Below are 26,926 nucleotides of genomic sequence, written 5' to 3'. Positions count from 1 at the left end.
AACTAAAACACGGTATTATCATACATAGAACAACAAAAGATTGTCAAAGAAGAAACTTTGAAAAAAGAAAAAACCCGATCATTGATAACATGACCGGGTCATTGTACGAGCTTCATAAAAAAATCTTTCATTTCAAGGTGGCGAAGATGTTCCGGAACTTTTTCCGAACCGACGATGATCATCGGAGCCAAGCTATCCGTTTTATAAAGTGAGCCATGGCCGCCTCCTCCAAAATGGAGGGGAGACTTTTCGCCGGCAAATTGGAACCCGGGTTTCGCGTCGGCGATCACAAATTGTCCGCGATGCGAATGCATGGCGCTGTACAGGCGGGCAAGAGCATCCGGGTAATCGCCGTATTTGATCGATGCGCCATCTGCTTTAATGTCCAATAAAGAAAAATCTCCGCTGATCGTCCATGACTGCCCGTAAGGATCTTGATAGGCGCCTTTTGGACGAAACCGCAGCGGTTTTAAAGAACGCTTCGAATCGACATATATCCAGCCGCTTTTTTTCCACGCTGTAAAAGCGATTCGTTCGTCTTTTTTCAATTCATTGATGGCATCTTGCAGCGGCATGTTTCGATCCGTGACATAAATGTATGCCATTCTGTCGTTTACCGCAAAAAGAAGCTGGTCGCTTCGATCGGGGACTTCATTTATTTTAGCGATCCGGTATCCTTTAAAAAGCGAATGAAGCCGGATGGCGGCCTTGTCTTTATCGCGTCCGATCGCTGTCTGCCCGCCGTCACCCATGACGACCCACACCGCTTTTTCGGCCGCATCGCGCCAAGAATCATATGCATTCAATATGCGCTGCAGCTGCCGGTCCATTTTTTCGAGGCCTTTCATATCCATCGGGCCTTTTTTGTGTGCATCGCGGTCAAAATCGGGCAAGTAGGCGACAGTCAGCGCAGGAAGCTTCCCCTTTTTAATTAAATAGGCCATTTCCTGTGCCGTGAACTTGTCGTTAACGCCATAACCTTGCCAAATATGGTGGTAGGGGTTATCGGGATCGAGCTGGGCAAAGCGGCCGAACGAAAAAAGAGCCGGCCTGTTTACCGTCATATGTTCAGGCATCAATTTCAGCTTCTTGAGCGGGGGCGGGATGTTTAATTCGCGGCGGTCAGGCCCCCTGTATATGAGCCCGTTGATGGATGCCGACTGTTTTCCTCGCTCTTGCAAATCATCATGGACCGTTGCCGCCTTTCGGCTTAAATGGCGGTGATTAAGAGAATATAGTCCGTCTTCGATCGTTTGTTTGATGCCGAGCGCGGCGATTTCTTTTTTATCGCTCCCGTAATTCACGATTCTCTGTTCATCCTGGTTATACCAGACGAGCCCGGGAACGCGGTGGATATTCGGATAAGTTCCGGTGAGCAGCGTGCTGTCAATCGAGACCGACATCGTCGGATACGCGCTCACCACTTCAGGTTCATAATGACCGTTTTCAAGAAAGAATTTTAATGCCGGGGCGCGGCCATCTTGAATCGCTTTTTTCAAAGGCTGATCCATCAAAGAGTCGATGATAAGGACAATGACCGGTTTTTTGGAAGATTTGACAGCCACTGCTTCTTCATCCGGGAGCCCCAATTTTTCATCCCCGGCATTCAGCCATATGATAAATGAAACCAGCGCACATATAAAAATGACAAGTACAATGATTAGCTTTTTCAAAACGGCCTCATTCCTTTAATCCCATCATATGCATATTCTGGCATGGGACGCCGGAAGTTATAGCTGGTAATAGGTTCTAAATGAATCACGGCAGCACTTGGGAAGCCTATTTAATTAGAAAGGAGGGTTAATGATGAAAAAACATAAATGGTTAGCCGCATTTGCTATCATCGCAATTTTAGCCGTTATAGGCTATATCGCGGTCAGACATCTTGAACCGGAATATGCATATATGCCTCCTAAAGAAAAAGTCATCTCAAAAGAAAAACGAGTGCACGGATACGATCTATGGGGAGCATTTACACCGGACAAGCCCGCCTCCGCAGGGGAGGGAGCTGTAAAGGTTGATGACCGCCTTCTCGACTTGGGGCGGGAGACATTTTATAAGGAAACTTTCGGCAATGAAGTGTTTTTGACAGATATCATCGGACTCCTTGACGGTCCCATTACAGCAGCCAACATGACGAAAGCCATTGCCGGATTGAAAGGGAAAGGGACGACGAACTTGCGCATCGAATTGGCCGAAACCGTTAAGATCGGGGAGAAAACCTTTAAAAAAGGCGAGAAGATCGACACCGGCATTGATGTTGCAAAAGGGGCATACGCCCCGCTCGGCATGCCTTTCAAATACGCTGACGGAAAAATCAAAGCCGGCATCAGCTGTGCGGCCTGCCACGCCGCAGTCGATCCGAAAACGATGAAGGTGATGGAAGGCGTGACAAATCCTGATTTAAATACAGGGCTGATGTTGGCGCTGGCGACAAATTCAGCGGCTTATTTTACACATGCCGAAATTGATAATATTCAACAATTTATGAATGATAAAAGCCCTGTGATCACCGCCGGAAACGGCAAAAAAGAACGCCTTCCCGATCCGGACCGCCTCGAAGATGCGGTCGATCGCATTTTCCTGAAGTGGCCGAGAGGTTTTTTCGACTCGACGATCGATATGAAAAGCAATCCCACGCAGATTCCGGATGCTTATACATTGGGCGACCATCCGTATAGCTGGAGCGGTGCGGCAATGGCCGGTCCTTTTAAAGGCTTGACTGTGTTCAGCAATAATGTTCATGCGCAAAATTCGGACAGCCTCTCGCAAGCCCCGGCAAGCCGGGCGCTTTTCGGCATGAGCGAAGATGTTTATATCGGGACGATCCTGCAAAGGGCTCCCGCCTCAACATACAGGTATCAGCCGAAAAAAAAGGAAAGTCCGACTGCGTTTTTCAAAAAAGCCGATCCCACTCCCGGAGTACCGGGCGTCAACCAAATGGTCAAGCCGCCTAGCTTTCCTAACATCACTTTGGCGGCGCCCGACGGCGTACTTGTGAGCTCACCCGGACGAAAAGTGAATGAAGAAAACAACGCTGTATCCGCCTGGCAAAATACACTTAGACCGCCTGATCCGCGGCAAAAAACCGACAGCCAAACCGTCAGGCGCGGCAGGCGCGTTTTTGAACAAGCGGGCTGCATATCCTGCCATGCCGGCCGGTATTTGACGAACAACAAGGTCATCTCGGCTGAAAAAATCGGAACCGAGCCGACAAGGGCCCGGTCTTTTAAGAAAACGGAAAACATATTCGGGAAAAGCCTTATTCATTCGCCTGACACACCGGTGCCTCTGCCGCGCAAGCCGAAGATCCTGAAAGTCCCGACAGCCGGGTTTGACCCCGAACAGATCAAGCTTTCGTGGGCGCAGGGAGATTCCAAAGGCGGGTACAAAGTGCCGAGTTTAATCGGCGTTTACTGGCGCGCTCCTTATTTGCACGACGGAGGGGTTGCAGTGGGAAGCTCATTAAAAGAGACAGGCATACCAAATACGGTCATAAAAGGTAAGCAGGCGGACCCTTATAACAGTTTGCTGGCGATGATCGACAGAGACTTAAGACAGCAGGTCGTCAAAAGCAATTCAGAATCGCCAGACTTAAAAACGGTCAGGGTAACCGGCAAAGGGCATGAATTCTGGGTCGACGCCAAAAGCGGCTTTTCCGAACAGGAGCAAAAAGCGTTGATTCATTATTTAATCCATGCCGATATGCCGAGAAAGCAAGGAATGAAATGAAACGATAAGCCGCCTGAATGGCGGCCTTTTTTAAATCTTCGTCAGGGGAGCGGCGATATGATCGCCTTTTCGGTCCTTTGTGACGGCGCGATCCGGCTGACGGAATTGTCATTCACTTCAGCGGTTATGACGAGTCCAAGGCCGGTTCCAGACTGCAGCCAGTGCAGGCGAGTCCGTTCCCAGACAGAAAAAACTGGCGTCAGTATGAAAAATCAGCATAAAAAAAGGGGAAGAACATACATATATAAGATGCGCTTTTTACAATAGAAGAGATGCGGCAACAAATAAATGTACAGAAAATTCAGACTTCAATTGCTGTTTATGATAAAATGAAAGCAGCCAAGCTTTTGCGCCCGGCTGAATTCGTTGTCATACTGGCTATTGGTATTGCTGAAGGCGAGAAAAAAACTTCTTTACGAATTGATAAAAGACTTTTGCAGAAGGGGAAAGCTCCCTGTTTTTAGGGGTAATGATTCCGACTGTGCGCTTTACTTGAGGATAATCAATCGGAATCTTCTTTGTAAAACGGGGAGCCGTTTCATTAAAGGCGCTTTCCGGCAAAAGCGTCACCCCCATATCAGCAGAAACCAGCCCTTTGATCGCATCCAAATCTTCGCCCTCTGAGGAAATTTTAGGCGTATATCCTACTTGCTTGCATGCATCAACAGCCATTTTTCGAAGGATGTATCCGTCTGGAAACAGCACATACTGATCATTTCTGAGATCGCCTAGATGAAGGCTTTTCTGGCCTGATAGGGGATGATTGATCGGCACGAGTGCCAAAAGGCTTTCCGAAAACAAAATGTCCCCTTTAATCTCAGCGATATTTGACGGAACAGGACCGAGAAAAGCCAAATCGATATCCCTGTTTTTCACCGCTTCGATTAAAAATTTATAAGATCCCTGCCTTAAAAGAAAAGCGACATTAGGATGCTCCTCTTTAAAAGCGGAAATAACCGTCGGAAGGAACTGGCCCGCAAGGCTTGTCGGGAAACCGATTTTAACGGTCCCGCGATTCGGGTCCAAATACTCATCGATTTGTTCCCTCGCGAAATCGATCGCTTTCATCGCTGTTTTAATGTGATCTAAAAACTGTCTCCCGATCGGAGTCAGCTTCACATTGCGGCCTTCGCGCTCAAACAAATCAACACCGAGCTCTTCTTCGAGATTGGCGATCTGCCTGCTGATCGCCGACTGAGCGACGTGAAGGTGCATGGCCGCTTCCGATACGTGCTCTCTTTCTGCAACTTCCATAAAATAATGCAATTGGCGTAATTCCATCGTTGTTTCACCTGCTCATCTCAAAATGAGATAGTTTTAATCTAAATTATATATTGTTTGTATAGATTTGAAAACCTACAATAGGATTAGAGTTTGTAAGATTTTATGACCGGGGACAAACGGGAAAAATGAACGGGGGAGAGGAACAATGACTTATAATCAACTACCAAAGGCACAAGGTCTCTACCGTCCTGAATTTGAACATGATGCATGCGGAATCGGCCTTTACGCTCATTTGAAGGGCCTTCCTACTCATGATATTGTCAAAAAAGGATTGCAAATGCTTTGCCAATTAGACCACCGGGGCGGTCAGGGCAGTGACCCGCATACCGGAGACGGAGCAGGCATCATGATGCAGATTCCGGATGCTTTTTTCAAAAAAGTCTGCGCCGGTTTCAACTTGCCTGAAAAAGGACGCTACGGCGTCGGGATGATCTTCTTTTCTAAGGATGACAGCGGGCGCGAAAAAACCGAAGCGCGCATTAACGAGCTGATCGAACAGGAAGGGCAGACGGTGCTCGGCTGGCGAACTGTACCTATAAATGTCGGAAAAATCGGAACAGTCGCACAGAAAAGCGCGCCGGTCGTCCGCCAGGTATTCATCGGAGCAAATGAAACGCTGAAAGACAATCTGGCATTCGAACGCAAGTTGTACATCATTCGCAAACAGGCCGAAAATTGGGCAAAAGAACACGACAAAACGTTCTATTTCGTCAGCCTCTCTAGCAATACCATCGTATATAAAGGACTTTTAACGCCCGAGCAGGTTGATGCTTTCTATGAAGATTTGCAGGACGAGGACTTCGTCTCAGCTTTTGCATTGGTTCACTCCCGTTTCAGCACAAACACGTTTCCGAGCTGGGAAAGGGCGCATCCGAACCGTTATCTGATCCACAACGGGGAAATCAATACGCTGCGCGGCAATATGAACTGGATGAAAGCGAGGGAGCAGCAGTTTGTTTCTGAAGCGTTCGGTGAAGACTTGCCGAAGGTTTTGCCGATCCTCGATGAAAACGGAAGCGACTCCTCGATCTTGGATAACGCTTTTGAATTCTTTGTTCTGGCTGGAAGGAATCCGGCCCATGCTGCAATGATGCTGATTCCGGAGCCGTGGAACGAGAATCCGTACATGTCAAAAGAAAAGAAGGCATTTTACGAATATCACAGCTCTTTAATGGAGCCGTGGGACGGCCCGACTGCGATTTCATTTACAAACGGAAAACAGATCGGAGCCATTTTAGACCGGAACGGGCTCAGACCTGCCCGCTATTATGTCACTAAAGACGACTACCTTATTTTTTCCTCCGAAGTCGGCGTGATTGATGTCGAACAGGAAAACATCTTATATAAAGACCGGCTGGATCCCGGAAAAATGCTGCTTGTTGATCTTGAAGAAGGGCGGATTATCTCCGATGAAGAAGTCAAATCCGAAATCGCCGGGGAGTTTCCGTACCAGGAATGGCTCAGTAAAGAACTGGTTCATGTCTCAAACGATATTGAGGAAACCGAAGAAAAATCTGTGCCTGACCTATTGACCCGCCAAAAAGCATTCGGTTTTACGTACGAAGATATTCACAAATATTTAATTCCTGTCATTACAGAAGGGAAAGACCCGCTCGGTTCAATGGGCCACGATGTCCCGCTGGCGGTATTGTCAGACCGTCCGCAATCGTTGTTCAACTATTTTAAACAGCTGTTTGCACAAGTTACAAATCCGCCGATTGATGCAATCCGCGAGCAGATCGTCACTTCGACATTGACATGGCTCGGAGCGGAAGGCGATATTCTCCATCCGAACGAAAGCAGCTGCCGCCGGATTAAATTGTATACACCGGTCTTGACAAACGCGCAGTTCAATTCTTTAAAAGGACTTGTGCATAAGGATTTCAAAAGCAAAACGATTCATACGCTCTTTACAGACGACTTGAAGAGCGGTCTCGAAGATATGTTTAAAGAAGCGGACAGAGCGATCGCCGAAGGCGTGACTCTCCTTATTTTATCCGACCGCAAAATGGACGGTCAGAAAGCGCCGATTCCTGCGCTGCTAGCCGTCAGTGCCTTGCATCAATATTTAGTCCGCGCGGGAAAACGTACGAAAGTCAGCATTATCGCCCAATCCGGTGAAGCGCGCGAAGTTCACCATTTTGCCGCCTTGATCGGCTACGGAGCGGATGCCATTCATCCGTACCTCACGTATGCGACATACAAGCAGGCAATTGAAGACGGAGCGCTCTCCATCAGCTATGAAGAAGCCGTTACAAAATACAGCAAAAGCGTGACAGAGGGCGTCGTAAAAGTGATGTCCAAAATGGGCATTTCCACTGTCCAAAGCTACAGGGGCGCACAGATTTTTGAAGCGGTCGGGATCAGCAAAGACGTCATAGACAGCTATTTCACAGGAACGGCATCACAGCTCGGCGGAATCGGCCTGGACACGATTGCCGAAGAAGCGAAGCGCCGCCACAGGGAAGCTTATGAAGATACATTCAGCGAAACACTTGATTCGGGAAGCGATTTTCAATGGAGAAAAGGCGGGGAGCACCACGCTTTTAACCCGAAAACGATTCACACGCTGCAATGGGCATGCCGCAAAGGTGATTACAGTCTGTTTAAACAATATTCGAAAGCAGCTGATGAAGAAAGAATCGGTTTTCTCCGCAATCTCTTCTCGTTTGATGAAAACCGGAAGCCGCTGCCGCTTGAAGAGGTAGAATCCGCTGAATCGATTGTGCGCCGCTTTAAAACAGGGGCGATGTCATTCGGCTCTTTAAGCAAGGAAGCCCATGAAGCGCTGGCGATTGCAATGAACCGTCTCGGCGGAAAAAGCAACAGCGGGGAAGGCGGAGAAGATCCGGCGCGCTTTACCCCAGACGCGAATGGCGATAACCGCCGCAGCGCGATCAAGCAAATTGCTTCAGGCCGTTTCGGTGTGAAAAGCCACTATCTCGTCAATGCCGACGAGCTGCAAATTAAGATGGCGCAGGGTGCAAAACCTGGAGAAGGCGGACAGCTCCCTGGCAACAAAGTGTATCCATGGGTTGCCAATGTTCGCGGATCTACGCCTGGGGTCGGCTTGATTTCACCGCCGCCGCACCATGACATCTACTCGATTGAAGATTTGGCGCAGTTGATCCATGACTTGAAAAACGCCAACCGCGATGCACGGATCAGTGTAAAGCTTGTCGCTAAAGCCGGGGTCGGCACGATTGCAGCCGGAGTCGCCAAAGCGACCGCCGATGTCATCGTGATCAGCGGCTATGACGGGGGCACTGGAGCATCACCGAAAACAAGTATTAAGCATACCGGCCTCCCGTGGGAACTAGGGCTCGCCGAAGCTCATCAAACACTGATGATGAACGGTTTGCGCGAACGCGTCGTATTGGAAACAGACGGCAAATTAATGACCGGCAGAGACGTTGTCATGGCTGCGCTTTTAGGAGCCGAAGAATTCGGTTTTGCCACAGCGCCGCTCGTTGTTCTCGGATGCGTTATGATGAGAGCCTGTCATTTGGATACGTGCCCTGTCGGGGTAGCGACGCAAAACCCTGAGCTGCGCAAAAAGTTCATGGGCGATCCGGATCACATCGTGAATTACATGCTCTTTGTCGCAGAAGAAGTACGCGAATTGATGGCCCGGCTCGGATTCAGAACAGTTGATGAAATGGTGGGCCGCACGGATGTCCTTCGTGTCAGCGAACGGGCGAAAGCACACTGGAAAGCGGGTCAGCTCGATTTATCAAACCTGCTATATCAGCCGGAAGGCGCACGCACATTCCGTACGCCGCAAAACCATAAAATCGATGAATCGCTCGATATTACGCAAATTCTACCCGCCGTCCAGTCAGCTGTTGAAAACGGCACGTCTGCGGAAGCATCTTTTGAAATCCGCAACATCAACCGTGTAACAGGAGCCATAACCGGAAGCGAAATTTCTAAGCGCTACGGCGAAGATGGCCTCCCTGAAGATACGATTACGCTCCGATTCACAGGTTCAGCGGGGCAAAGCTTTGGCGCGTTCGTACCAAAAGGAATGACAATGTATTTGACAGGAGATGCCAATGATTACATCGGCAAAGGTCTTTCAGGCGGAAAAATCGCCGTCAAAGCGCCTGACGAATTCAACCCTGCATTCCGTGAAAATGTTATTGTCGGAAATGTTGCGTTCTACGGTGCTACAAGCGGAGAAGCTTATATTAACGGACTCGCCGGCGAACGGTTTGCCGTCAGAAACAGCGGAGTCAGCGTTGTCGTTGAAGGCATCGGCGACCATGGCTGCGAATACATGACCGGCGGGCGCGTCGCTATTCTCGGCGACGTCGGCAAAAACTTTGCCGCGGGCATGTCAGGCGGAATCGCCTACGTGTACGCCGAAGACAAAAAAGCCTTTAAACGGAAATGCAATCCTGAAATGATCGAATTTGAAACACTTGAAGCACCTGAGGAAATCGCCGAACTGAAAACGATGATCGAAAACCATTACAGATATACCGAAAGCTCAAAAGCAGCTTCGATACTTGATCATTGGGAAGAGGCCGTCGGCCGGTTTGTGAAAGTGATTCCGAAAGACTTCAAGCGAATGATAGAGCGGATTAAAGAGCAAAAAGAAGCCGGCTTGTCTGATGAAGAAGCGCTGATGTACGCGTTTGAAGCCGGTACGAAGCAAAAGATTGAACCGTCTGCGGCTGCTTCTTCAAAAGAAGCGGTGGCACAGTAAGAAAGGGGAGGGGAAAATGGGCAAAGCAACAGGATTTATGGAATTCAAGCGGGAAAAGCCTGCTGAACGCGATCCTCTCACACGGATAAATGACTGGAACGAATATTCGTCTCCATTTTCTGAGGAAGCATCAAAAAGACAGGGAGCGCGCTGCATGGACTGCGGCACCCCCTTTTGCCAAATCGGCATGGATATAGGCGGTTATACGTCAGGATGTCCGATTCACAATTTAATCCCTGAATGGAACGACCTCGTTTACAAGGGAAGGTGGAAAGAAGCGCTTGACCGCCTTCTGAAGACAAACAACTTCCCTGAATTCACGGGGCGGGTCTGTCCGGCGCCTTGCGAGGGCTCTTGTACGGTGGCGATTTCCGACCCTGCGGTATCCATCAAAGGGATCGAACGGACGATTATTGACAAAGGATTTGAAAACGGATGGATTCAGCCGCGGATTCCGAAAAAACGGAGCGGCAAGAAAATCGCGATCGTCGGCTCAGGGCCTGCCGGTCTGGCAAGCGCCGATCAATTGAATCAAGCGGGGCATTCGGTCACTGTTTACGAGCGCAGCGACCGCCCGGGCGGCCTGTTAATGTACGGCATTCCAAGCATGAAGCTTGAAAAAAGCGTTGTCGAACGCCGCATCAAACTATTGACGCAGGAAGGCATCGACTTTGTCACCAATACGGAAATCGGCAAAGATATTACAGCCGACGAGCTAAAAGAACAGTACGATGCGGTTATCCTTTGCACAGGAGCCCAAAAACAGCGAGATCTCTTGATTGAAGGCCGTGAAGCAAAAGGTGTCCATTTTGCCATGGACTATTTAACAGGCACTATAAAAAGCATGCTCGATTCGAATTTTAAAGATAAACAGTTTATCAATACGAAAAATAAAGATGTCATCGTCATCGGCGGGGGAGACACCGGGGCAGACTGCGTTGCAACGGCCTTGCGCCAAAAAGCGCGAAGCGTCGTCCAGTTCGGCAAACATCCGAAGCTGCCCGATACAAGAACCGCCGAAAATATGTGGCCTGAACAGCCGCATGTCCATTCACTGGACTATGCTTATGAAGAGGCGCAAGCAGCATTCGGCAGCGATCCGAGACAATATTCGATCCAAACGAAAAAGCTTGTCGCAGATAAAAACGGCCATTTGAAAGAACTGCATACGATTCAAATGAAAAAAGAAAAGAATGATCAAGGAAAATTTGAGTTTCACGAAATTCCGGGAACGGAAAAAGTATGGCCTGCTCAATATGTCTTTATTGCCATCGGCTTTGAAGGAACGGAACAGCCGCTGCTTGAACAATTCGGGGTAAATACGGTGAGAAATAAAGTTGACGCAGCATACGGGGAATTTAAAACGAATGTCGATGGAGTCTTCGCAGCAGGGGATGCGAGAAGAGGACAAAGCCTGATCGTTTGGGCGATTCACGAGGGACGCGAAGTCGCCCGTGAGGTTGACAAATATTTAATGGGAAGTTCTGTACTGCCGTAAAACAAAGGGGTATTCACATCATATAAATAAAGCCTGTCCTGCGACCTTCTTTAGGTTGACAGGGCAGGCTGTTTTTTGTTTGATTTACAATGCCATATCGTTATTTGTTCGAATTTATACAAAAGCAATGATAAAAAAATTGTGTACGTACTCCATTTCATGGTATATAACATAACCTAAATTATGCAACGCAATAAAGGAGGCTATAACAGTGGAAGAAACTTATCAATATCAAGATGACTGGACGGATGCGGATAGACAGCAGCCTTTTACTTATGGCGGCTACGGCGGCTACCCCTATCCGCGGCCAAGGCCGCGCCCTAGACCAAGACCGCCGTTTTATCCGTATCCATTCTTCTATCCGTTCTTTCCTTTTTATCCATACTACCCTTACTACCCGTACCCTTGGTAATGGGTAAAGCGAAGCTGTCTGGTGAAACAGACAGCTTTTTTCATTTTGATGAATTTTTCAAAACGCTTCCACGAATAATAACAGCGATATGATAAAAGCTCTATATTTCCAAAAGAGAACAAAATTGGATGTGGTATTCGTGTCGTTATTCGTCAAAAAGACCAGCAAGGAAAAGCGATATTTGATTTTCGCATTCAGTGTCATTCTTCTCTATGTCCTTCCGCTTTACATATTAAATGAAGACGCTCATATCCGCGTGCATGACAACCTGGATTCCAACATCGCATGGTATAAGGTGCTGGCGGAAAGCGGTCAACTGCTCGGCGGTGTTAAAGCCGTTATTCCGCAAATCATCAACGGACTGCCGCGGGATGCTTACGGAACGGAATGGAGCGGCATTGTATGGCTTCATGCCTTGTTTCCCTCGATGACCGCATACGCTATAAGCCAAACGATCACGAGGGTGTTTGCCTTTGTCGGGATGTATCTGCTGCTGAAAAGCCATTTGATTCGCGATGAAAAAGCGTATTTCATCAGAATCGCGGTATCGCTTGCTTTTGCTCTGACACCCTTTTGGCCTTCGGGAATGCTCAGCACGCTTGGCCATCCTTTAGCTTTATGGGCGTTTTTAAACATCAGGGCAGGAAGAGACTCATGGAAAGAATGGGCGACCCTTGCGCTTTTGCCGCTTTACTCAAGCTTTGTGCTCGGTTTCTTCTTTTTCCTTGCGGCCGTTTCGCTGATTTGGCTTTATGATTTGGTTACAAAGCGCAGCTTTAACCTTCGCTTTCTCGGAAGCATCGCTCTCATGACGGGCATTTTTCTGGCGATAGAATACCGGCTTGTTTATTCGGTTTTCGCTTCAGGCGAAACGATGCATCGGGTTGAATTTATTTCATCCAGGCATGACATCCTTCATTCGTTTCGGCTTTCATTTAAAAATTTCGTGCTCGGCCACAATCATGTCATGACCGTCCATACGGCGGTGATACTGCCTTTGATTGTGCTCACTTTCGGGCTCGTCGTTGCGAGACAACGAAAAAAGCGGCCAAGAGAAGAAAAGCTGTTCATCTTTTTATTCATTTTAAATTATGCGCTTTCTTTATGGTATGCCCTCTGGTTCAACAAGCTGTGGGCGCTTCCAAAGGAAAAGATCAGTCTGCTTTCGGCATTCAATTTCGCGCGTTTTCACTTTTTGCGCCCTCTTGTGATATACGCAAGCTTTGCAGTTGCATGCTACATATTGTGGAAAATGGGGAAGAGATGGCGGCGCTTCGTCCATGCCGCGCTGGTCGCCCAGCTGCTCGTGCTTATACCGTTTCATGAAGAGCTGACTTACGGCGCATACCACCATGCCCCGACCTTTCGGGAATTTTATGCATCAGATCAGTTCAAACAGATCAAACGGTTCATCGGCCGTTCTCCCGATTCCTACCGGGTGGCGAGCATCGGCCTTCATCCCGCGATTGCGCAGTATAACGGTTTTTACACACTTGATACGTATGCCAATATTTATCCGCTGAAATACAAGTATCAATTCCGGAAAATCATCGCCAAAGAGCTTGATAAAAATCCGGTCCTGAAGCGCTATTTCGATGAGTGGGGGAGCCGCTGCTACCTGTTTGTTGACGAGCTCGGAAAACATTACGCGTTCAAAAAGAACACGAAGAAAAAAATCACGAACCTCGAATTGAACACTGAAGCGTTCAAAAAAATGGGGGGGCGATATATTTTTTCTTCGGTTCCGATTATGAATGCAGAACAAAACAAGCTGGCGTTTTTAAATCGGTTCAGCCACCCGCAGTCCGCTTGGAACATCTATGTATATGAAGCGAAATAAGCATCGATAAGGAGGAAGCAAATTGAATCTTCAACAGCCTTTGCTGACAATCGTCATACCCTGCTATAACGAAGAGGACGTGTTTGCCGAAACCGCAAAACAGCTGACTGCGGTATTGGATGATCTCACAGCAGACAAGCTGATCTCTGCAGAGAGCAAGCTTTTATTTGTCGATGACGGATCGACGGACCGCACATGGCCGCTGATTGCTATGGAAAGTACAAGAAACCGCTATGTGACAGGCTTGAAGCTGGCCCGTAATTCCGGACATCAAAAAGCTCTCTTAGCCGGACTAGATAAAGCGAAGCAAAAATCGGATTGCGTTATTTCAATCGATGCCGACCTTCAGGATGACATTTCGGCGATTCGCCGGTTTATCGAAAAATATCATGAAGGCTATGAAATCGTCTACGGCGTACGCCGCAGCCGGAAAACAGATACATGGTTTAAACGAACGACAGCCGCATGGTTCTACCGGATCATGAATAAGCTCGGCATCCAGCTGATCGATAACCATGCCGACTTTCGGCTTTTGAATAAACGGGCGCTCGAAGAGCTCAGCCGCTATGCAGAAGCAAATGTTTTCCTGCGCGGTCTGGTGCCTTTGATCGGCCTCCGGTCGGCCAAAGTGTTCTATGACCGAAAAGAGCGGCTGGCTGGAGAAACGAAATATCCGCTGAAAAAAATGCTGTCTTTCGCTTTTCACGGGATTACGTCATTCAGTGTCGCTCCGATCCGTTTTTTTACCCTGATTGGCTTCTTCTTATTTTTCCTAAGCTGTATCGCAGGTATATATGCAATGATTCAAAAGCTGCTCGGCTACACGAATGCAGGCTGGGCTTCGTTGATCATTTCGATATGGTTTTTGGGCGGTTTGCAATTGATGGGGATCGGCATTATCGGCGAATATATCGGAACGATTTTCACCGAAGTGAAAAGAAGGCCGAGGTATGCGGTGGATATCGATTTATATACGGAACGGCTCGGCCGGCGCGAACCTGAAAAACGGCCGGGAACGAAGTTCAGTTGATGACGGGTCAAACGGATTACTTAACTTTTACAGTTCATTTTGAATAAGGAAGGATGTACAAATTTATGGCAGAAAAACAAACCTCTGGCATGACGGTTGTCGCTATCGGGTCGATCCCATTGATTATGACGTTGGGAAATTCGATGCTGATTCCGATTTTGCCGAAGATGAAATCTGAACTCAATTTATCGCAATTTCAAGTCAGCCTTGTCATTACCGTGTTTTCGATTACTGCAGCGCTCTTTATTCCGCTGCTGGGTTACTTGGCGGACCGCTTCTCAAGGAAAGTGGTGATTATTCCGTGCCTGTTCCTTTACGGGGCCGGCGGGATTCTTGCAGGATTTGCATCGACGACCTTTGCGAACGCTTTCCCGTGGGTGCTTTTCGGGAGAGGACTGCAGGGGCTTGGAGCAGCCGGTACAGCGCCGATCGCAATGGCGCTGACAGGAGACCTTTTTAAAGGATCTGAAGAAAGCCGGGTGCTCGGTCTCGTTGAAGCCTCGAACGGCTTCGGAAAAGTGCTGTCTCCGATTTTAGGATCATTGATTGCATTGATCGCTTGGTTTTGGGTGTTTTTTGCATTTCCTGCTTTCTGTATTGCACCGATCATTTTGACTTGGATTTTTATCAAAGAAAAAGACAAGAAAAAAGATCCGCCGCCTCTCGGAAAATATGTGAAAGGGCTGACAAGCGTTTTTAAACATGAGGGCAGATGGCTTTTCACCGCATATCTCGCAGGAGCCGTCTGTTTGTTTACTCTGTTTGGCATCCTCTTTTACTTATCTGATGTTTTGGAAAAAGAATTTCATACAGACGGCGTAAAAAAAGGTCTGATCTTGGCGATCCCCCTGCTTGTCATGTGTACAACATCATATATTACGGGCAGCAAAATCGGACAAAATCAGCAGCTGATGAAAAAAATGATGGTTATCGGGCTCGCTCTGATTACGATTTCCTACGGCACACTGTCTTTTTTCTCCGCGCTCATTCCTTTTATCTCGATCCTTGTCATCAGCAGCATCGGTACAGGCTTTGTTCTGCCGTGTGTCAACAGCTTCATAACCGGGGCTGTCGGAAAAGAGAGGCGCGGCTTTGTGACCTCGCTGTACGGATCGGTCAGATTTTTAGGAGTCGCGATCGGTCCGCCGATTTTCGGGAGGCTGATGGAATGGTCGAAACTCGGCATGTTTATGTCGATTGCAGGCCTGACATTAATCGTCGGTGTGCTGGTGCTGACTATGATTCACGTCAAAAAGGAAGACACCAAAAAAGGGGAGAAAGGGCTGCAGCCTGCTGACGCAAGATAGGAGGGAAGGAAAAAATATGCGCATTGAAAAGGTTGACACATTTCCGCTGTTCCACAAGCTTTCCTCCCCTTACGGCGATGCGAACGGATTGAAAAGCTACAGAACATGCTACCTGATTCGGATCACGACAGCTTCAGGCCTGTCGGGATGGGGGGAATGCGCGGATTGGCTGCCTGCTTTGGATGCGGGCTTTAAAAAACGGATCATTCCTTACTTAATTGGAAAAGAAGCGGGCAATCGCACGGAGCTTGTCACCGTCATTAAAAAGTGGCATCAGCGGGCCGCAGCTGCTGTAAGCATGGCTTTAACGGACATCACGGCGAAAAAAGCAGGCCTTTCGGTATGTGAATTATGGGGAGGAAAACTGAGGGAGCAGATCCCGGTCTATGCGTCATTCCAATCGTATTCAGACAGGCCCGATTGGAGCCGCCATTCCCTCCGGCTCGTCGAAAAAGCCGTGCGGTTCGGATTTAAAACCGTCAAGCTGAAAGCGGGAGGCAAGTTGTTTTCCGAAGATTTGGCGCATATTCAGGCATTCCAGGAGATGGCAGGGCAAAACACCGGACTGATCCTCGATGCAAACCAGAGTTATGACCAGGCCGCCGCACGGAAGTGGGAAACGTGGTTTTCCGCCTGGGGCAACGTACTTTGGTTTGAAGAGCCCATGCCGTTTGACGTTCCCGCTGAATACCGGATGCTGCGTTCAGCGCTTTCTGTTCCGGTTGCCGGAGGAGAAAATGTAAAAGGCGCAAAACCGTTTTTGCCGATTTTTCTGGAGAACGCAGTCGATATTGCTCAGCCAGATGTTATGCACTGTGACGGCACAGACGATTTTCAAACCGTTCTGAAGCTCGCCAGGCATTTCGGAAAAAGGGTTTCTCCCCACAGCTATGACGGCGGACTTTCAAGAATGTACGCCGTTTTCGGACAAGCCTGTCTGCCGCCTTGGACCAAAATGGACGGAGAAGATATCGAACCGCTCGAATGGGATGCGATGGAGAATCCGTTCACACAACTCGTGCCCGTCAGCATAAAAAACGGCTGCATTCAAGTCCCGGACAAAATCGAAATCGATACAGAGCTCGTAGAAGCGTATGGATGGGACGGCTCGTCTTACATGTGATAGCGCCAACTCGAAAAAATGTGATATTTTTCATTTCCCCTTACATATAGTAGGAAAGAGGACAAGTTTCTTTAAAGGGGATTATATCCGTATGGGAAGAAAGCTCAAAATCGTACAGGCTATCGTGTTGGGCAGCGTGTTACAGGGTCTCGGCATGGCGCTGTTTTTGTTTCCGAATCATATTCCTTCAGGGGGCGCAGCCGGCATCGCTGTTTTGCTCAATTTTTGGTTTCAGGTTCCGCACGGATTAACCGTCTGGGCTGTCAACTTTTCGCTGCTTTTGACGGCCGTTAAATGGCTTGAACCCGTGACAGTCTTCGGGACGATGGGGGCGATTACCATGACGTCCGTTTCGGTGCAGATCTTCGAATCCTGCATGCCCTTCATGACGACGAACAATATCTGGCTGGATTTATTTTACGGATCCGTCCTTTTGGGGACGGGGGTTGGACTGCTATATAAATACAATATTTCTAACGGCGGTTTTGGCGCCCTGGCTTTAATGATATCGATTTACCGCGGCGGAAAACCGGGAACTGCGCTGTTTATGATGAACGCATTTATCTTCCTTTTGACGGCGTCTGTCATCGCCTGGGGAATCGTTATCCAAGCTCTAATCTGCCAGTGGATTTCTACGAGGATCATCGATGCGATTTATCAGATTCGCTTCCGTCCGTTATTGATGCCTATCGCCAGTCTCCGCAATAAAAAATAGGCCGCTTTTCAAACGACCCTAATCATATAAATAAAATGTATCTGATCGAAGTCCCAGTCTCAGCGTTTCAAGCGGAATGGCATCCTGAAACGGTATATTAGCCAAATTGGCGTCAGGACCGATTTTTTCAATGAAACACGTCTGCAGCTGTTTCGTCGGCGCTTCAAAAATTAAATCCCTTGAAGCGATGCCGGAATGAAGGATCTCCTCAATAAGCTGGGACCGCATTTCTCCATCGCTTTTGCACAGCCCGCTCGTGCCGCTTTCCCTCGTTTCCGTGATCACTTTTTCGGCCCCGGCTTCAAGATCTTCGAGGATGTAATCGATCCATTCGGCTGACTCCAGCTCACTGCTGAGGGCGCTGTCTTTGCTGCCGACTTCGCTGAACACGTGAAACTCTTTCGAAAAATCGGAAATAAAGCTTGCTTTATCTTTATTAGAGAGACGGACCGTTCCGTTTGATATTTCCACATAACGACATCCATATAATTTGCAGTAGCGATAGTAATCTTCAATTTTATCCTGGCTTAAAAACTTCTCAAACAATGTTCCGCCAAAAAAGAATTGAACGTCATTTTGCTTCAGACATTCGATTTTCTCAACCAAATATTTCGTAATTAAAGATGTTCCCCAGCCAAATTTCACAAAATCTATATAATCTGCCGCTCCGTGAATCGTATCTTTAAAAAAGTTCAAGGGAACCCCGTTATCAATCAGGATGGTGATCCCTTTCAATCTTGGTTTAAGCTGCCTGTCGGGCAGTATCAGTTCAGAAGAAATCATTGATTACCCCTCACAATCTGCTGTATCTTTCATACTTTTAGGTAAATGTCTGTCGGCCATTATTCAGCTGTCACATTAAGAATTCACCTTTTCCCGTTTATCGTTTCTCCCATTCATGTGTTGCCGTTCGGCAAGGAGTGATCTTCGTCCACCTCCCCATTAGGCAGCATGTTAGCCTCTCATCGCCTGACTTGCTTCTCAACTAGGTATCTATCCATTTTGTGAAGTCAAAGTAAGTATATTCGCCGTCCTTTCATATGGTTCCTCACTAGTTCTTCACAATGAAAACTGACGTAAAAAGAAAGCCTGCGACAGATTCGCGAAGCCCTTACTTAACATTAGAAAATATATCAGTATATCAAATCCGGATCTCTCACCGTCAGTTTTTATTTTTAATGCCACAAGACAGATGTAATGATTGACTGATATGAATCGGTTTATTTCAATTTGGCGCGCCGGGTCTTTCAGATATTCACAAAATTGCTGAAATCAAAACAATTTCCAGATCACATTTAGTTTAAAAAGTGAATAATCTGCCTATATGTTCTTTCAGTTCATGTTTCGTATCAGGGGGTAAGAAAACTAACCTTTAGGACGTATTGGGGGAAAATCGATGAACGATGTTTTAACGTATCACACATGGAATGAAAAAGCTTCTGAAGAGGTGATGGATACCTTCAGCGGCGAGATGGACGTTTTGAAATGGGCGTACAGCACGTATCAAAAAATCGTTTATGCCTGCAGTTTCGGCGCGGAAGGAATCGTTTTGATCGACTTGATTTCAAAAGTTGTGAAAGAAGCGGACATCGTGTTTTAAGATACAGGACTGCATTTTCCGGAAACATATGAACTTATCAATGAAGTGAAAGATCGCTATCCCGGTCTGTCGATTCGCTTTTTAAAACCCGGCCTCTCACTTGAAGAGCAGGAAAAACGCTATGGCAGCGAACTTTGGAAACGCCATCCGGACCATTGCTGCCGCCTTCGCAAAATTGAGCCGCTCAGAGAGCATCTGTCAGGGATGGAGGCATGGATTACCGGGCTGAGGCGGGAGCAGTCGGAAACACGGAAACATGTCCGTTATATCAACAAGGACGACAATTTTAAACTGATTAAAATCTGCCCCCTTATTCACTGGACATGGGAAGATGTCTGGACTTACATTAAGCTGAATCAGCTGACGTATCACAAACTTCATGATCAAGATTATCCGAGCATCGGCTGTGAGGTGTGTACGTCTCCCGTGGCAGACGGCGGCAATTTAAGAGCGGGAAGGTGGGCCCGTCAGGAAAAAACAGAATGCGGGCTGCATCAATTCCGGTAGGAGCTGGGTAAAAGATGACGATTACCATTTTGGCATTCATTATCGCTTTGTTTTTTGCCATGAACATAGGAGCGAGCGGAGCAGCAGCTTCAATGGGAATAGCGTATGGCGCAGGCGCCGTCCGGAAAAGGCAGGCGGCCTTGTGGATCAGCGGAATCGGTGTATTTCTGGGCGCCATAATAGGCGGAGGAGAGGTTGTGAAAACAATCGGTTCAGGCATTATCCCCACGTCTATTCTCAATGTGCATATTGTCGTGATTATCCTCGGAGCATCTGCGATTTCACTGTTTATTGCAAACATCGCGGGGATTCCCCTTTCAACCAGCGAGGTGACGGTCGGCTCGATTGTCGGGGTCGGCGTCGCATTTCAAGCGGTATTTACCGATAAGCTGTTGGTGATTGTCATGTATTGGCTGATCATTCCGGTTGCCGCTTTTTTTCTCGCTTTTTTCATTGGACAATTGCTGAAAAAAGCCGAGAAGAGGCTGCGGTGGCTCAAACAGCAAAAATGGGCGCGGCTGCTCACCGCACTAGTGATTTTAACCGGGTTTTTAGAAGCCTTTTCGGCGGGAATGAACAATGTCGCCAATTCCGTCGGACCTCTCGTTGGAGCAGGCCTCTTGTCAGTCAGCAGCGGAACGTTTCTTGGGGGGCTGTTCGTGGCTATCGGAGCCATTTGCCTTGGAAGCAGAGTCATTGAGACGAACGGAAAAAAAATCACCGAGTTTTCGCTTTTGCAAGGGTCATGTGTTTCCGGACTCGGTGCGTCCCTGGTCATCGGCGCTTCGCTATTCGGCATTCCCGTGCCGCAAACCCAGATTACGACTTGCAGCATCATCGGGATTGGCCTTTCTGAAAAGGGAAGGGCAATTTTTCGTAAAAGCGTGATTTTGAAGTTAATGAAAGTATGGGTTGTTTCACCGGTTTTTTCACTTGTCATTTCGTATAGTCTCGTAAAAATCTTTCTCGATTTTGATTTATATTCAGTGGCAGTTGTTTTATGTGTTTTTCTTGCCACTCTTGGATCTGTAAGCCTTATGAAACATGCCAGGCAGAAACAATCAGATGTCCGAAGAAACAGGGATCATGTAAAGTCGATCGTTGGAGGAAGAGGACGTAAAAGAGAGCCTGCCGCATGGAGGGACTTTAGTTAACCGGGCCGCCTGTTTTGGATGATTGGGACTAAGGCCCGGAATCAGCCGGATTGAAAAAAGGCGCTCGTGCAGCTTTATCTGTTTCATTGCCTGATGTGATCGTGAGAAGTCAAGAGCGGAACGGCACTTCTCAGCCGTTTGAACGAAGAAGAGGTTGGCACGACGCCGCTATTTTTTGAAGAATACAATGGATTGGCTGAAGGCGCGGCGCAGCGCAGCAGATGGTCCTTTTTCTCAGGAAAAGTATTCCTCTGGTTTAAACTGCATCCCGATTGTTAACAATGAAGAGAGAGATTCGGGAGGGAACCTTGATGGAATATGTACACTTGGTAGTCGAACTGACGATAGGGTTTGCAGCTTTATTTCTGATGACGAAAATTCTGGGGAAAACCCAATTTGCCCAAATTACGCCGTTTGATTTTATTTCCGCTTTAATATTGGGGGAGATGGTTGGAAACGCGATTTTCGATCAGGATGTCACCATCTGGAAAGTCCTTTTCGCCATCCTCGTTTGGGCCATTCTAATCTATTCAATAGAAGTTTTATCACAAAAAGTTCAAAACATCAGAGGTTTTCTCGAGGGCAGGCCAAGTATTGTGATCAATAAAGGAAAAATCGATTACAGCGCCCTCAAAAAAAATAAATTGGACCTGAACCAGCTGCAGACATTGGCACGTGAAAAAGGCTGTTTTTCCTTAAACGAGATCCAATATGCCATCCTTGAAACAGACGGTTCGATCAGCGTCCTCCCAAAACACAAATACGGGATGCCGACAAAAGAAGACTTAAATATCCCTTACAAGCCGGTTCAGCTCCCGGTGCCGGTAATCCTCGACGGCGAGCTCGAAAAGAACAATCTGCATGAAGCCGGCTTTGATGAGCTTTGGCTGCAAAATCAATTATCAAGTCAAGGTATTACACAGTATCAAGAGGTGCTTTATGCGGAATGGCGCGGCGATGAAGGGCAGCTTTACGTTACAACATATTGATACTGGCAAGCGCGGGTTCGACATGCTTCGAGCCCGCGCTTTTCTATTTGCGCTCACACGGCTAAAGGATCATACTTTTTTACCAGTCCGAAAGGCTGTCAATCTCTAAAAAATTCCGTTAAATCATTCAAACGGCCTTCAAATGGAGGAAAGACAAACGACAAAAGGTGCAATTGAAGCTGAAAAATCTGCTTTCAGCCTCTTTTTCTTTTCCTTTTTTCTTCAAAAATCTCCATTTTTCACATGACCTGCGCCGTCCAATCAAAACACGCAAACTTGACATAAATATCTAAAGTGTTAATATACTAACCGTGTTCGAAAAATACGAACAGAAATGCGAACAAAGGGAGATGTTAAAGATCTTTAATCAAAAAAACGTAGCTTTTATAGGGGCAGGATCAATGGCAGAGGGAATGATCTCAGGCATCGTTCAATCCAAAAAACTGCCTGCTTCGCAAATCTATGTTACAAACCACACGAACCACCGGCGTTTAGAAGAACTCCAGCAGAAATATGGAATACGAGGCGTCAGAAAAGAAGAGCTTGACTATCAGAACATCGATTGCTTCATCTTGGCGATGAAGCCGAAAGATGCAGAGAGTGCTCTCATTTCCATGAAACCGCATATTCAACCCCATCAGCTTATCGTGTCAGTTTTAGCTGGCATATCAATTTCATTTATTGAAAACGAGCTGCACGACATGCAGCCTGTCATCCGAATCATGCCTAACACCTCAAGTGCAATCGGCGCATCTGCAACCGCCATGGCCGAAGGCAGCCATGTAACAGCCGATCTGTCAAAAACCGCGAAACAACTGCTTCAATGCATGGGAGAAGTCTATTCCATCGAAGAAAGCAAAATGGACATTTTCACCGGCATTGCCGGCAGCGGGCCTGCTTACTTTTATTATTTAATGGAGCACATCGAAAAAGCGGGAGCCGAGGCTGGATTAAGCCAAAAACTAACGAGGGAAATCGGCGCGCAGACATTGTTAGGTGCCGCCAAAATGCTCTTGGAAAGCTCTGAAGATACAGCTGTTCTCAAAGACAACATCACTTCCCCTAACGGTACGACTGCCGCCGGTTTAAAGGCCTTGGAGGAAAGCGGCGGAGGCGAAGCGATCGAACAGGCGGTCAAACAAGCCGCAAAACGATCCAAAACCATCAGTCTCGAACTTGAACAATTAGTCGCAGCAAAGTAAGCACCCGTAACGAAGAAAAATACTACAGGAGTGATAAAATGACCTCTAATCAACAGAGGGTAGTTGTCAAAGTGGGAAGCAGTTCTTTAACAAGTCTTCACGGCGAAATCAGCAGCAAAAAGCTCGAAAAGCTCGTTGAGCAGATCGTCCGCCTCAAAGATGAAGGGCACGAAGTCCTCCTCGTTTCATCTGGCGCTGTGGCGGCCGGATACCGGAAACTTGGCTTCATCAACAGGCCGGATACATTGCCTGAAAAACAAGCATCCGCTTCTGTCGGCCAAGGCTTATTAATCGAAGCGTATTCCAAGCTTTTTTTATCCCACGGCTATATCGCTTCACAAATTTTAATCACAAAAAGCGATTTTTCAGATGAAAAACGGTACAACAATGTGAGAAATACGATGAACGTGCTGCTGAAACGCGGCATTATTCCGATCATCAACGAAAATGATACGGTTACCGTCAATCGGCTCAAATTCGGAGACAATGACACGCTTTCTGCTAAAGTGGCGGGTCTGATCGACGCCGACCTGCTGACCATCCTCTCTGATATAGACGGCCTTTATGACGCGAATCCGCGAAAAACGCCGGACGCCGCACTCGTCCAGGAAGTAACTGAAATCACGCCGGAAATAGAAGCTTCAGCAGGGGATGCAGGAAGCGAAGTCGGAACCGGCGGCATGAAGTCCAAACTGGACGCTTTTAAAATTACAATGGCTTCAGGCATCAAAGGGTTTTTAGGGCGCGCGGACACCCCCGGCATTTTGCACGAAGCGATCTGCGGGACTGCGAGGGGAACGTATTTTATACCGAATGCGGATTCACACGCCCTCAACCATAAAAAGCAATGGATAGCATTTAACTCTGGACCTGAAGGAGACATCGTCGTCCACAACGAAAGCAAAGAGTTTATTATCGACCGTAAAAAAAGCCTGTATCCTTCTAGTATTTACGACATCAACGGCCGTTTCAGCAACGGATCCGTCGTTCGAATCCTTGATCAGGAAGGAGAGGAAATCGGCCTCGGCGTCGTCAACTTTTCCTCATCCCAGCTTCGTAAATGGAAGAAGGATACGAATCAGGAAACAGCCGCTTCCTCACAGGCTGTCGTTGACAGAGAAGCGTTTGTCTGTCATTTAGAGCTATCCGTTCCGCTTTAAAAAACAAATCAAAGGAGGAATTGACATGACTGCGACGAGCGAGAGCATCAGTGCACAAATCGAAGAAAAAGCGATAAAGGCAAAAACGGCCGCAAAATCTTTGCGGCTGGCAACTGAAAAAGAAAAGAACGAGGCGCTTGCTGCATTGGCCGACCACCTGAAACAAAACATGAGCTATATTCTCACTGAAAATGCCAAAGATATCGAAGCGGGACGAAAAAAAGGCTATGATGCAGCCTACATCGACCGCCTGTCGCTCAATGAAGACAGGGTTCTGGATTTTGCCGATGGGCTGCTGGAAGTCGCGGAACTTGATGATCCGGTCGGAGAAACGCTATCAAGCTGGACGCTCGACAACGGGTTAAAAGCGGAAAAAGTCAGCGTTCCTCTCGGCGTCATCGGCATGATCTATGAAGCGCGTCCGAACGTAACTGTCGATGCGACCGGGCTTGCTCTAAAATCAGGCAATGCGATCGTTTTGAAAGGCGGCTCTTCCGCCATTCATTCGAATACAGCGATCGTATCGGGCATGCATCAAGCACTTGAGACGACAAACATCCCCCGCGATGCCGTTCAATTCATCGAAAGCACAGACCGAAGCGCAACGAAGCAGCTCTTTAAGATGAAAGAACATATCGATGTACTCATCCCCCGGGGAGGCGGGGCCCTCATTCAGGAAGTCGTTGAGAACGCAACCGTTCCGGTCCTTGAAACGGGAGTCGGCAACTGCCACATCTATATTGACCGGGAAGCGGACCCTGAAAAAGCGATCGATGTCATGATCAATGCGAAAACAGACCGCCCCGCCGTCTGCAATGCACTTGAAACGCTGATCGTCCACGAAAAATGGCTTGAGGAAAACAGCGCCGCGCTTATCAATGCTTTAAACGAACACGGGATTCAAGTTCACGGGGACGAAAAGGCTGTTCAAATGATTCCAGGCGCAAGACCAGCAGGGGAAGCCGATTGGCAGAACGAATATTTAAGCCTTGATCTCGCGGTTAAAGTCGCAGGAAGTCTTGAAGAAGCCTGCGATCATATCGAAACATACGGAACAAAGCATTCAGAAGCGATTATCACCGAAAATCCGGAAACAGCCAAAGCTTTTCTGAATACCGTTGATGCTGCAGCATTGTACCACAATGCCTCAACCAGGTTCACCGACGGCGGCGCACTCGGATTCGGCGCTGAAATCGGGATTTCTACACAGAAGCTTCACGCCCGCGGACCTATGGGTCTGAAAGAATTGACCACATGCAAATATATCATGAGAGGCGACGGCCATATCAGAAGATAAATAAAGAGACCTGTACTGAAACTGCACCTGGTTTGTCAGACACCATCTGACAATCCGGAGGTGCAGTTTTTTTCGGCTGAATTTACATCCTCATAAAACATACAGGCGCAGAATTTTTTTACCAGGCACCTTTCAAACTCCTCCCTTTACATCCTTTCAATCACATTACATAATGATCTATGATATAAGAGTCAGAAGGAGAGTGTGCGTTATGCAAATCCCATCCGGAAAAACCTGCGTTCCGACCGGTGTGGAACTTAAAGACACCGGCTTTGGCTATACGTTGTCATTGATAAGCGGCAAATATAAAATAGTCATTCTATATTGGCTGTCTGAACGCGAAGTGATGCGGCATAATGAATTGAAGCGAAGCATCGGCACCATTTCCTTCAAAACGCTAAGCATCATGTTAAAAGAGCTGGAAGCAGACGGCCTTATCATTCGCAGAGAATTTCCCCAAATCCCCCCAAAGGTTGAGTATTCATTATCTGAACGCGGACGCTCCATCGTGCCTTTGTTAAATATGATGTGTGAGTGGGGGGAGAAAAACAGGCTGGGCTGACAGCCTGTTTCAGCCCGAATGATTTTCAGCAAAACCCCTTGCTACATATGATCAATAAAATGCAAATAATCTCGTGCGCTTTTCTCCAATTCTCCTGCTCCCGGCTCATTTTCTTCTTCCTCGTTTCCGCCAGGCTCTTTTTCCTTGCCGTAAAATGCAAAAAATGAACGATAATCTGCGCGGCAATACCGGAATGTCGTTTCAAATGGAACTAATATTTGTTCAAGCGTATACCGGTACCTTCCGTTTTCACGATAATCTTCCTCTTTAATTCCGGCGGATACACCTAATGCCACTTTACGATTGTTTAATCGATCTCCTCCATTTGAACCATAAGCCCAGCCGTAAGCTAATACATCATCAAGCCATTTTTTAAGAAGAGGCGGACAGTTAAACCAATAGATAGGGAATTGCAAAACAAGATTGCCGTGCGATTCCACCAATTTTTGTTCTTTTTCCGCGTCTATGTTTCCATCTGGGTAAACGTCGGACAATTCGTGAACCGTATACTTTTCCGGATATTTTTTGAGTTCCTCTACCCAGCGCTTATGAACCACTGATGTTTCTAAATTTGGGTGTGCAACGATAACTAGCGTTTTCAAAGATTTGCCCTCCTTCAGCATGTTTTCATCTTGAGTATAAAGTTCACACTGCCAATTTGTAAGTATGCACTTTTAGTTCAGGTACTTACATAAAGGTAAGTACCTGTTGGCGATCAAACATGCAATTTACCTGTCTAAAATCCTCTGGCATGAAAAATGCACTTTTTTAATATAATGTTACAAAGCTCTGCTGCCTAAGGA

19 protein-coding genes and 1 pseudogene are annotated in these 26,926 nt (G+C 47.4%); 16 read left to right on the top strand and 4 right to left on the bottom strand.

Annotation, left to right across the window (positions count from 1 at the left end; translation table 11 throughout):
* Positions 1-98: 98 nt before the first annotated feature.
* Positions 99-1,673 (bottom strand): alkaline phosphatase family protein, encoded by a 1,575-nt coding sequence (locus tag MHI30_RS10655; RefSeq protein ID WP_075754346.1) that lies wholly within the window; start codon positions 1,671-1,673, stop codon positions 99-101.
* A 130-nt stretch (positions 1,674-1,803) separates the two neighbouring features.
* Here MHI30_RS10655 and MHI30_RS10650 point away from each other — a divergent pair, with 130 nt between their 5' ends.
* Positions 1,804-3,732, top strand: coding sequence for a di-heme oxidoredictase family protein (locus MHI30_RS10650; protein ID WP_081379935.1), 1,929 nt, complete (start codon positions 1,804-1,806; stop codon positions 3,730-3,732).
* A 378-nt stretch (positions 3,733-4,110) separates the two neighbouring features.
* Here the strand turns inward: MHI30_RS10650 and MHI30_RS10645 are convergent, their stop codons facing one another.
* Complete coding sequence (locus MHI30_RS10645) at positions 4,111-5,013, bottom strand: LysR family transcriptional regulator (RefSeq protein ID WP_075754352.1); 903 nt, start codon at positions 5,011-5,013, stop codon at positions 4,111-4,113.
* Between the two features lie 148 nt (positions 5,014-5,161).
* Between MHI30_RS10645 and gltB the strand changes: the two genes are divergently transcribed.
* From gltB to MHI30_RS10605, 8 genes are all read left to right on the top strand, one after another.
* Positions 5,162-9,727: a glutamate synthase large subunit gene (gene gltB, locus MHI30_RS10640; RefSeq protein WP_075754354.1), complete on the top strand. Its 4,566-nt coding sequence runs from the start codon at positions 5,162-5,164 to the stop codon at positions 9,725-9,727.
* A 16-nt stretch (positions 9,728-9,743) separates the two neighbouring features.
* Positions 9,744-11,225 carry a glutamate synthase small subunit gene (gltD, locus tag MHI30_RS10635; RefSeq protein ID WP_075754357.1) on the top strand — a complete coding sequence of 494 codons (1,482 nt, stop codon included), beginning with the start codon at positions 9,744-9,746 and terminating at the stop codon, positions 11,223-11,225.
* Between the two features lie 211 nt (positions 11,226-11,436).
* Complete coding sequence (locus tag MHI30_RS10630; RefSeq protein WP_020451719.1) at positions 11,437-11,637, top strand: hypothetical protein; 201 nt, start codon at positions 11,437-11,439, stop codon at positions 11,635-11,637.
* Between the two features lie 139 nt (positions 11,638-11,776).
* Positions 11,777-13,477 carry a DUF6044 family protein gene (locus MHI30_RS10625; protein ID WP_342410058.1) on the top strand — a complete coding sequence of 567 codons (1,701 nt, stop codon included), beginning with the start codon at positions 11,777-11,779 and terminating at the stop codon, positions 13,475-13,477.
* Between the two features lie 22 nt (positions 13,478-13,499).
* The gene (locus MHI30_RS10620; RefSeq protein ID WP_075754361.1) at positions 13,500-14,507 is read left to right on the top strand and encodes a glycosyltransferase family 2 protein; all 1,008 of its coding nucleotides are present in this window, start codon (positions 13,500-13,502) and stop codon (positions 14,505-14,507) included.
* Positions 14,508-14,572: 65 nt separating this feature from the next.
* Positions 14,573-15,814 (top strand): MFS transporter, encoded by a 1,242-nt coding sequence (locus MHI30_RS10615; RefSeq protein WP_075754363.1) that lies wholly within the window; start codon positions 14,573-14,575, stop codon positions 15,812-15,814.
* Positions 15,815-15,830: 16 nt separating this feature from the next.
* Positions 15,831-16,937: a mandelate racemase/muconate lactonizing enzyme family protein gene (locus tag MHI30_RS10610; protein ID WP_075754365.1), complete on the top strand. Its 1,107-nt coding sequence runs from the start codon at positions 15,831-15,833 to the stop codon at positions 16,935-16,937.
* Positions 16,938-17,028: 91 nt separating this feature from the next.
* A complete protein-coding gene (locus MHI30_RS10605) occupies positions 17,029-17,652 on the top strand; it encodes a YitT family protein (RefSeq protein WP_075754367.1) in 624 nt (207 codons plus the stop codon).
* 18 nt (positions 17,653-17,670) lie between these two features.
* Here MHI30_RS10605 and MHI30_RS10600 read toward each other — a convergent pair whose 3' ends face one another.
* On the bottom strand, positions 17,671-18,435 hold the full coding sequence (locus MHI30_RS10600; RefSeq protein ID WP_075754369.1) for a phosphosulfolactate synthase: 765 nt from the start codon (positions 18,433-18,435) through the stop codon (positions 17,671-17,673).
* 613 nt (positions 18,436-19,048) lie between these two features.
* Here MHI30_RS10600 and MHI30_RS10595 point away from each other — a divergent pair.
* The 7 genes and pseudogenes from MHI30_RS10595 to MHI30_RS10565 all read left to right on the top strand — a co-directional run bounded on the left by MHI30_RS10595 (position 19,049) and on the right by MHI30_RS10565 (position 26,123).
* Positions 19,049-19,759: pseudogene (locus MHI30_RS10595) on the top strand (phosphoadenylyl-sulfate reductase).
* Between the two features lie 14 nt (positions 19,760-19,773).
* A complete protein-coding gene (locus MHI30_RS10590; protein WP_075754371.1) occupies positions 19,774-20,913 on the top strand; it encodes an inorganic phosphate transporter in 1,140 nt (379 codons plus the stop codon).
* A 311-nt stretch (positions 20,914-21,224) separates the two neighbouring features.
* Positions 21,225-21,902: a DUF421 domain-containing protein gene (locus MHI30_RS10585; protein ID WP_075754373.1), complete on the top strand. Its 678-nt coding sequence runs from the start codon at positions 21,225-21,227 to the stop codon at positions 21,900-21,902.
* A gap of 350 nt (positions 21,903-22,252) precedes the next feature.
* A complete protein-coding gene (gene proC, locus MHI30_RS10580) occupies positions 22,253-23,104 on the top strand; it encodes a pyrroline-5-carboxylate reductase (RefSeq protein WP_075754402.1) in 852 nt (283 codons plus the stop codon).
* Positions 23,105-23,142: 38 nt separating this feature from the next.
* Complete coding sequence (gene proB / locus MHI30_RS10575; protein WP_003182466.1) at positions 23,143-24,264, top strand: glutamate 5-kinase; 1,122 nt, start codon at positions 23,143-23,145, stop codon at positions 24,262-24,264.
* Between the two features lie 25 nt (positions 24,265-24,289).
* Entirely contained in the window at positions 24,290-25,561 is a 1,272-nt protein-coding gene (locus tag MHI30_RS10570; RefSeq protein WP_075754375.1) for a glutamate-5-semialdehyde dehydrogenase, read from the top strand.
* Positions 25,562-25,772: 211 nt separating this feature from the next.
* The gene (locus tag MHI30_RS10565; protein ID WP_003182462.1) at positions 25,773-26,123 is read left to right on the top strand and encodes a helix-turn-helix domain-containing protein; all 351 of its coding nucleotides are present in this window, start codon (positions 25,773-25,775) and stop codon (positions 26,121-26,123) included.
* Between the two features lie 41 nt (positions 26,124-26,164).
* Here the strand turns inward: MHI30_RS10565 and MHI30_RS10560 are convergent, their stop codons facing one another.
* A complete protein-coding gene (locus tag MHI30_RS10560) occupies positions 26,165-26,725 on the bottom strand; it encodes an NAD(P)H-dependent oxidoreductase (RefSeq protein ID WP_003182460.1) in 561 nt (186 codons plus the stop codon).
* Positions 26,726-26,926 lie beyond the last annotated feature (201 nt).

Origin of the sequence: Bacillus sp. FSL L8-0528 (assembly GCF_038593085.1) — a bacterium.
GTDB classification, from domain to species: Bacteria; Bacillota; Bacilli; order Bacillales; family Bacillaceae; genus Bacillus; species Bacillus paralicheniformis.
Note: the sequence above shows the minus strand (reverse complement) of the source record. Positions and strands in the feature narration are given on the sequence as shown.